Genomic DNA, 9,497 nt, shown 5'->3' with positions numbered 1-9,497 from the left:
AACATGCCAGCGTTGGGTGAACACCGAAATCCGACAGGCCAAAATCACTTGGCGATGACGATCCAAATGACGCAAATCATTAGCTGCATGTCGTAGATAAACCTCGAATCAAACGATCCGTTGAGTGATAATACATCACTTAATGATCTCGAAACCTTTGTCGCAGCGCATAAATGGTTACCAAGCCACGTTCGGTATGCAAAAACGCGAACGAGCGTGAAACGCCTTGCTGCGAGCAGTTAGAGTCGGGCCCGGATTATTCACGCCGGGTCTCAAACAAACGTGACCGCTCGATTAAAGCAACGACGACTCGACGAAAGAAGCAAAAATGAAACTCCTGAACCTAATTTTCGCAATTGGCTTGGGGGCTGTCCAATTCCTTGCTACCAATACTGGGACCGGAGCGGATACCGCGGCGACGCCCAACATCATCTTGATTCTGACCGACGATCAGGGGTACCAGGATTTGGGTTGCTTCGGTTCGCCGAATATCAAGACGCCGCATTTGGACCAAATGGCGGCCGAGGGAATCAAGCTGACCAGTTTCTATGCTCAGCCCGTTTGCGGTGTTTCGCGAGCGGCACTAATGACCGGATCGTATCCGATTCGAACTGCGGAACCCGGAAACATCAAACGACTGCACACAGTTCCGCATCCAGACGAAGTCACGATGGCTGAAGTTCTCAAGCAGGCCGGCTACGCGACCGGCATGATCGGCAAGTGGCATTTAGGGCTCGACAGTGGAAACACGACGATGCCGAATGCCCAAGGCTTCGATTACTTTTACGGCACACCGCGATTCAACGGTTACACGGTGAACGTCGACGATACAAAGATGCGCAGCTCGATCATGCGTAATCAGCAAGTGGTGGTGAAGTCCGTTGAGAGCTGGGACAACATTACCGCCGACTATACGGGTGAAGCGATTCGGTGGATCAAGTCGAACCACCAGAAACCGTTCTTCCTGTATCTTGCACACAACATGCCACACATTCCGCTGGGGGCATCGGAGAATTTTAAAGGCAAGTCCGATGGCGGTTTCTACGGCGACACGATCGAAGAAATTGATTGGTCATGTGGCGAAATCTTCAAGACATTGAAAGAGTTAAATATCGACGACAATACCTTGGTCGTGTTTACATCCGATAATGGCCCATGGGTTGAAACCACACGCGGGATGAAACCAAATGCGGCGAAGTTGATCCCTCGGGATCATTCCGGCAATGCCGATCCTCTTCGCGGCTGGAAGATGAGTGCATGGGATGGCGGTTCGCGAGTTCCATTTATTGCTCGCTGGCCTGGGCGAATTCCTGCGGGATCTTCGTCCGACGAGATCCTCAGCACGATGGATTTGTTGCCCACGTTTGCTGCGATCGCTAAGGGCAAGCTGCCCGACGTCGAACTCGACGGCAAAGACGCAACAGAGTTTTTGACCGGGACGTCCGAAACCAGTCCACGCGACGAATACCTTTACTACTCGGGGTGCCTGCTGACTGGCGTGCGGTCGGGCTCATGGAAACTCGTTCTGCCGCGAGTCGATGCTCCGCAAGGTCTCGGTTGGTGGGGCCGCATGATTGAAGCGGTCGAAGAAGTGCACCTGTTCGACCTGGAGGCAGACCCTGGTGAAACCATCAACGTGGCGGCGAAGCATCCTGAGCTGGTCGCTGTGCTGATGAAACGAATCACTCGGGCAAGGGTGGAACTAGGCGATATCGATCAAACAGGCACCAAGGCTAGATTCTTTGACAAGGGACCTCGAAAACTTCAAAGTCCGATCAAAAAAACACGTCAGAAGCAGCCTGTGTCCAAAATGCCCTCCGAAAAAGAATAGATACTCATGATTCGAATCGTACGATTGGTTACCGCATCACTGCTTTTGTTTGGATCGGTTGTTTCGTTACAGGCCGCCGAGCAAACCAAGCCCAATGTCATCCTCGTCATGACCGATGATCAGGGCTACGGTGACCTCGGTTGCCACGGCAATTCCATTCTGATGACGCCGAATATCGATCGTCTCTATTCTGAATCGATTCGTTTCACCGACTTCCACGTCAGTCCGTTTTGCACGCCGACGCGAGCGGCGTTGATGACGGGTAATCATCCTGGTTACTCGGGAGCGTACCGCACGAGCTCGGGACGCACGATGCTGCATCGTGACGAAAAAACAGTGGCAAATCTATTTGCCGAAAACGGATACGCTACCGGCATGGTTGGGAAGTGGCATCTCGGTGATAACGCTCCTCACCGGCCTCAGGATCGCGGGTTTCAGGATGTCCTTTGGCATCGTTGCGGCGGTGTGGGACAAGCTTCGGATCACTGGGGCAACGACTACTTCGACGACATCTACGAACGCAATGGAAAGTTCGAGCCATTCGAAGGCTATTGCACCGACGTTTGGTTCCGAGAAGGCATTCGATTTGTGAACGAGAACAAGGACAAACCGTTCTTTTTGTATCTCGCTCTGAACGCGCCGCATGGACCGTATCGCGTTCCGCCGGAGTGGGCCGAACCGTATAGAGGCAACAAGGCGGTGGCCAACTCGAATTTCTATGGAATGATCGCCAATATCGATCACAACATAGGGATTTTGCGGCAGCGGCTTCGTGAGCTGGGGCTAACCGAGAACACCATCCTGATTTTCATGACGGACAATGGGACCGCTGCCGGCGCGAAGTTCAAAGGCTTGGACTCGGAGGCAATTGAGGGTTACAACGCAGGAATGCGAGGCAAGAAGTCCTCGGTGTACGACGGCGGCCATCGTGTGCCGTTTTTTGTTCACTGGCCGGCTGGCGGGCTGAGCGGGGGCAAGGATATTGAAACACTCGCGGCCCATATTGATGTTTTGCCAACGCTAGCCGATCTGTGCGGTATCCCGGTGTCCGATGAATACCGGCCCGACGGAGTCTCGCTCAAACCCCTGCTCGGTGTTGCTGATCCAGACAGCTCTTCGAAGCCCAGCGGATCGGATCAGGCATGGCCGCGAGATCATCATATCGTGCAATTCCACGGCGGGGCCGGAGCCACCACGCTGCCTTCCAAACCGTTTGAATATTCCGTCGTGATGACCGAGCGATGGCGATTGGTCAACTCCGACGGCCAAGCCTTATATGACATCCAGGCCGATCCCGCTCAAAGAAACAACGTGGCTGCGGATCACCCCGAAGTCGTGGCGAAATTGCGTGAACGGTACCAACCGTTTTGGGATAACGTTTCGCCAAGGCTGACGCCGGTTCGAATCGATATCGGAAATCCAGCCGAGAACCCGACCGTACTTTGCTCGCAGGATTGGTACATGCCCACCGGAAACCCACCGTGGAACTTCACTTCCATCCGAAAACTCCCCAAAGTTACCGGACCCTGGATGATTGAGGTGATGCAGGCTGGCCGTTACCGAATCACGCTCCGACAGTACCCCAAAGAAGCCAACAAACTCGTGGTTGCCGAGCGAGCGAAAATCGAGATCGCTGGCAAAACCGCAGAACAACCCGTCGCCTCGCAGAGCAAGGGAGTGGTGTTCGAGCTGGAATTACCTGCGGGGCCCACCGAGTTGGTGACCTATCTGTATGACGCGAAGGGACGTGCGGGCGGAGCTTACTTTACCGAAGTGGAAGCGATTTGACCGAAGTCAAGACGTTACGCTTGAAACCGCATTGTTACCGTTCCCAGGCAGTGGACGTACAAGCGAGAACGCAATACGAACCTATCCACGCTCTGGCCAACGCATAGCAAGTAGATATCGATGAAATCAATGAAATATTTCCTAACGGTGATTGCCTATCTGCTGTTTTCCGGTGCCAGTACAGCTTTGGCCTTGGAAAGCAAACCCAACTTTGTGGTGATCTTTACCGACGACCAGGGCTACAGCGATCTCAGCTGTTTTGGCGGGCAACATGTCGACACGCCGAGGATCGACCGGATGGCGGCAGAGGGCGCACGGCTGACCAACTTCTATGTGGCTGCACCTGTCTGTACACCCTCGCGTGCTGCGTTGATGACGGGTTGCTATCCCAAACGAATTGATATGGCCACCGGCTCTAACTTTGGGGTGTTGCTTGCAGCGGACTCCAAGGGCCTGAATCCCGAAGAGATAACCATTGCCGAAGTGCTCAAGACGGCGGGGTACAAAACGGGGATGTTCGGCAAATGGCACCTTGGCGACCAGCCCGCCTTCCTACCGACCCGGCAGGGTTTTGACGAATTCTTCGGACTTCCCTACAGCCATGACATCCACCCGTTCCATACCAATCAGAAGAAGTACAATTTCCCGCCACTGCCGTTGCTCGATGGCGAGACGGTGATTGAGACCGATCCCGACGCCGACTACCTGACGCGGCGAATCACGCAGCGTGCGGTAAGCTTCATTGAAGCCAACAAAGACGGCCCGTTTTTTATCTACATCCCGCACCCCATCCCGCATCGGCCGATTCACGTTTCGCCTCCCTTTATGAAATCGGTTCCTGATCCGCTGAAAGCAAAACTCGACCAGGAAGAACAGAACAAGACAATCGACTATAAAACGCGAGATCAGATTTATTCGTCCGCAATCAGCGAAATCGATTGGTCGGTCGGTCAGATTCTTGACGCCCTCAAGCAGCACGGCATCGACGACAACACGCTGGTGATCTTTACATCCGACAATGGTCCATCGATTGGCAAAGCGACCCCGCTGAAAGGCAAAAAAGGGTCGACGTTCGAGGGCGGCATGCGTGAACCAACCGTGATTCGATGGCCAGGAAAAATACCGGCGGGTGTTGATAATCACGAACTCATGACCACCATGGATCTTCTGCCGACCTTCGCCAAATTGGCCGGTGCTGAAGTTCCAGGTGACCGAGTGATCGATGGCAAGGATATCTGGCCGGTACTGGCGGGAAGCGGAGAATCTCCTCACAAGGCGTTCTTCTACCATCAAGGTGACACCCTTGTTGCGGTACGGTCCGGCCAATGGAAACTGCATTTAGGCAAGACAAGAGGGAAGCGTGCCGCGTCGCCGGTGCTTTTCAATTTGCAACAGGACATCGGAGAAACCACCGATGTATCGAAGGCGAATCCAGACGTCGTCACACGGTTACGTGCACTCATGGTCGCCTTTAAAAAAGGCTTTCTCAAAACAGCCGCCCGGCCGGTTTTGTGGAGAATCCAAACGCATTGTCAGATCGTTGAATCATGAGTGGTATCGTTCCGAAACCAATAAAACGCAACCTAAACAAATCAGCAATCCGTCCTACCGAGATTATCAAAAAAGCAGCGATTGTGTACTCAATCAGCTCATTTGACACTCTCACGATTAAGAAGCGATTGAACAATATGAAAATCAGAATACTGCTAGTTCTAACCTGCCTATCGGTGCTGGCGGCGACCGCGCATGCACAGCATGTCCTGTTCTACGATGCGCCTGTTTTGCCCGGAGCGAAGACCATCGCCGGCAAAGGCGAAAAGGAGTTCATCCAGCGGGCACTGCCACTAGGAAACGGGCGATTCGGAGCCATGTTCAGTGGCGGAATCGATCGTGAGCTGATTGCCACCAACGAGATTACGCTGTGGGCGAATTCAAACCGAGGGCTTGACGAGGTCACCCAGTCGGGAACGCGTCTCGGCGCGGGAGCCCATCTGGAAACGGTGCGACAGGCTTACCGCGACGGCAAGTATGGAACGAAAAAGGGCAGCATGGAGCAGATGGCGGATCAGTATTTGATCAGTCCTCAGAAACTGGGAAACTATTCGACATTTACCGAAGTACAGATCAGCACTGGTCACGATCCGAAAAACGTAACTGACTATCGCCGCGAATTGGATCTCAAAACTGCGATTGGGAAAGTCAGCTACGACATCGGTGACGCGAGTTACACCCGTGAATACTTTTGCAGCTATCCGCACGATGCCATGGTCATGCGTTTGACAGCACACAACGCGACCCTTGATTTGACGATCTCGACATCCACTCGACATCAAACGAAATCACTCAAAGCCGACGGAAACACATCGACATTGATTGGCGAAGTCAAACTCGCCAACGACAAGAGTTACTTCTCGCAACACATTCACGTGGAAGCCGATGGTGGCAAGGTAACCGCAACGAACGGTGGCAGTTTGGAGGTATCCGGTGCAAAATCCGTCAACCTGTATCTTGCCGGCTATACCGATTACCTGCCTGTTTACCCGGCTTTCAAAGGCCGCGACTACGAACAAGACGGCTTGGCGACCTTGGATCGCATCCAACAAGTGGGTTACCAAGCGGTTAAGACGGCGCACGTCGCCGATTACCAGTCTCAGGAACAGCGTATGTCGCTGCAGTTGGACTTTGAACCCTCGGGTTTGACGACCGACCAATTGGTCAAGCGCGGCGGCAGTGTCGAGCTGGAGAATCTATACTTCAACTACGGTCGCTATTTGCAGTTGGGTTGCTCCCGCTCGGCGCCGGTACCCTCGAATTTGCAGGGATTGTGGAATCCACACACCAAACCGCAATGGAACTCGGATTATCACTTTGACATCAACTTGGCGATGAATTACTGGTTGCCCGACCCGGCAAATTTGCCAGACTGTTTTTCGCCTTACGTGGACTATATGAAAGTCATTGCCCGCTCGGGTGCTCACACCGCGAGAGAAACCTATGGTGTCAGCAAAGGTTGGACCGCTGGCGTGAACGGTAATGTCTATGGGCTAACCGCACCGATCAACGACGGTCGCCGGGTACAGCAGTCCGGAGCTTGGCTGTCACAGAATCTATTCGATCATTATGCCTTTAATCAGGATCGGGAATATCTGGAAGAGATCTATCCGATCATCAAGGGAGCGGCGGAGTTCTATGTCGAGTTTCTCGCTCCTTGGAAGGACGGTACCCTGGTCGTCTATCCGACTTGGTCGCCGGAAAATTTCTATCTGCCGCAGATAGGTGGGAAACTGAACAAACAGTGTTACGGTGCAGCATGGGATCAACAACTCGTTTTGAATTTGTTCACCGACTGTATCGAAGCGAGTGAGAAACTGGATGTCGATCCCGAGTTCCGCGAGCAACTCAAAGTGATCATCACGAAGTTATGTCCGCAAAAGGTTGGTCAGCATGGACAACTGCAAGAGTGGCCCGAAGATTGGGACATCCCCACCAACACCCATCGTCATATCTCGCACTTGATCGCTCTGCATCCTGGTCGAGACATTTCACCGCTGACGACCCCGGCGATGGCCGACGCAGCACTGGTGACGATGAAACATCGTGGTGATGAATCCACCGGATGGAGCACGGCGTGGAAGACCTGCTTCTGGGCACGGCTGCACCATGGCGACAAGGCTCATCAATTCTACCGCTACCTGACGTCCAAACGAGCGTATCCGAATCTATTCGACTTTCATCCACCGTTTCAGATCGACGGAAATTTTGGCGGACCAGCCGGAGTCTGTGAGATGCTTTTGCAAAGCCATCTGAGAAGCATCGACAATGATGCTAGTGACATTTCCGATGCCGCGTTTGTGGCCTATCAAAGTGATCCCCAATCACCCAATCACTTTGTTCCGCTCGCTCCGCCGAAAGCATTGACCACGGCGCCGTACATCCTGCACTTGTTACCCGCACTTCCATCAGCTTGGCCCGATGGCAACGTCAGCGGGTTGAGGGCACGAGGCGGTTTGGAGGTGGATATTCAGTGGCAGAACGGCAATCTGGTCATCGCCACGATTCGGGCGACCGAAAACACCAATTTCCGCATTTATACCCAAGGTAAACTGAGTGAAGTGTATTCGTTGAAGCAAGGTCAGCACAAAACATTTACTTGGTAATTTGCCGCCGCACACGAGTGCGTCGGTTGCCTGGACCCAACTTGATCCCATCCAGCCCTCGGCACGCGTGGGCGCCAAGGATCGGCCGCCGAACTGCGTAATGCCGATCGCGGATAACTTGGGCTATGGAAACCTCCGCCGTTTCGGCTCGACGACGATTAATACACCCAACTTTTAAGGACAGCAAAACAATGATATCCGCCCGTGGAACGATTTTGCACACAACGACGACCACGCAATGGCTACGAGGGCTGATGGCCATTCTGGTTGCTTTTGTTTCCGGAGGCATCGCATCCTGCCAGGAAACTCAGGCGACGAAGTACGATGGCAGTTGGGAATCGCTGCAAAAAATGCCGGTGCCCGCGTGGTTTGATGATGGCAAGATTGGCATCTTCATTCACTGGGGACCGTACAGTGTGATCGGTTACAAGAAGGGCGGTCGCGGCTATGCCGAACATGTGCCGAAGCTGCTCTACGAGGAATCGCAGCACTATTATCCGTACATGGACCAGCGATGGGGAGCGCATCCGCCCGAGTTCGGTTACAAAGACATCATCCCGGAATTCAAAGCCGAGAACTGGGATCCTGACGCATGGGCAAAATTGTTCGCCGACGTCGGTGCCAAGTACGTGGTGCTGACGGCTGAACATCACGACGGCTGGGCCAACTGGGATTCTGACCTGACGCCTTGGAACGCAGTCGACATGGGACCCAAACGAGACTTGGTCGGCGACCTTGGCAAGGCCGTGCGGAAGCAAGGACTCAAATACGCACCGTCGTATCACCGCGAACGTCATACAGGTTTCTTTGCAAAAGAGAAGTACGTGGTTCACAGCGAGCCGCGACCGGATATTGCCGAAGAAATCGAGCGTGTTCCCGAGGCCGCCTCGCTGTACGGGCCGTTCAGCTATGACAAGGCGTTTGTCGATGACTACGTCGCCCGCTGGAAAGAGATTCAAACGAAGTACCAACCCGACTTTCTGTGGATGGACGACTTTCCGATCTACACTCGCGACGGTAATCGCGTGCGGGCCGGAAAGATGAAGCCAGAGATCCAGTACATGGACGATTCTCTCCGCGGCATGATCACCGACTTTATGAATGACGGTGCTGCGCGTGAACAGGATGTTTACGTCAACAATAAGGGTGCGAACCGCAACTGGCCTGATGGCGTCGGCTGTTTGGAAAAGGACAACCTGAAGCTCAAGGTGATCGGGCCGAAGTGGCAAAGCTGCACCACGTTTGGAACATCATTCGGCTATCTCGAAGGCGACAAGTACAAGACCATCGAAAGCGTGATCCACGAGATGGTGGAAGTCATCAGCCGCAACGGAAACTTTCTGGTCAACATTGGTCCCAGGGCAGATGGCACGATTGTTCCCGAGCAATTGGAGCGATTACATGCGATGGGCGATTGGCTACGGATCAATGGCGATGCGATTTATGGATCTCGTTATTGGAAACAAAGCGACCAGACGGATGAACACCTTGTCTTTACCACCAAGGGCAAAAATCTGTACGCGATCAAGATGACCGAGCCATCAAAGCCCTTTACGATCACCGGCACGGCGGGCTGGAACGCAGATCAGGTAACGTCGGTTCGGTTGCTCGGCTCCGACTCACAGACAACTTGGGAAATGACCCCGCGAGGCTTGCAAATCACACCACCGAAAGAGTTCGGCCGCAGCAAGTATGCATGGACCTTTGAAATCGTTACGGAT

General features: G+C 53.6%; 5 protein-coding genes. All 5 read left to right on the top strand.

What is annotated here, in order from left to right:
• Nucleotides 1–328: 328 nt before the first annotated feature.
• Nucleotides 329–1,831 (top strand): sulfatase family protein, encoded by a 1,503-nt coding sequence (locus RMSM_RS27560; RefSeq protein ID WP_008704803.1) that lies wholly within the window; start codon nt 329–331, stop codon nt 1,829–1,831.
• Between the two features lie 6 nt (nt 1,832–1,837).
• The gene (locus RMSM_RS27555; protein WP_008704802.1) at nt 1,838–3,619 is read left to right on the top strand and encodes an arylsulfatase; all 1,782 of its coding nucleotides are present in this window, start codon (nt 1,838–1,840) and stop codon (nt 3,617–3,619) included.
• 147 nt (nt 3,620–3,766) lie between these two features.
• Nucleotides 3,767–5,170 carry a sulfatase family protein gene (locus RMSM_RS27550; RefSeq protein ID WP_236622322.1) on the top strand — a complete coding sequence of 468 codons (1,404 nt, stop codon included), beginning with the start codon at nt 3,767–3,769 and terminating at the stop codon, nt 5,168–5,170.
• Between the two features lie 137 nt (nt 5,171–5,307).
• Nucleotides 5,308–7,776, top strand: a complete 2,469-nt coding sequence (locus tag RMSM_RS27545; protein ID WP_040769641.1) for a glycoside hydrolase family 95 protein — start codon at nt 5,308–5,310, stop codon at nt 7,774–7,776.
• 191 nt (nt 7,777–7,967) lie between these two features.
• Nucleotides 7,968–9,497, top strand: a 1,530-nt coding sequence (locus RMSM_RS27540; protein ID WP_236622321.1) for an alpha-L-fucosidase, incomplete at its 3' end; no start/stop codon positions are given.

The organism is Rhodopirellula maiorica SM1, assembly GCF_000346295.1.
Lineage (GTDB): Bacteria > Planctomycetota > Planctomycetia > Pirellulales > Pirellulaceae > Novipirellula > Novipirellula maiorica.
This window is presented reverse-complemented; position numbering and strand designations above follow the sequence as displayed.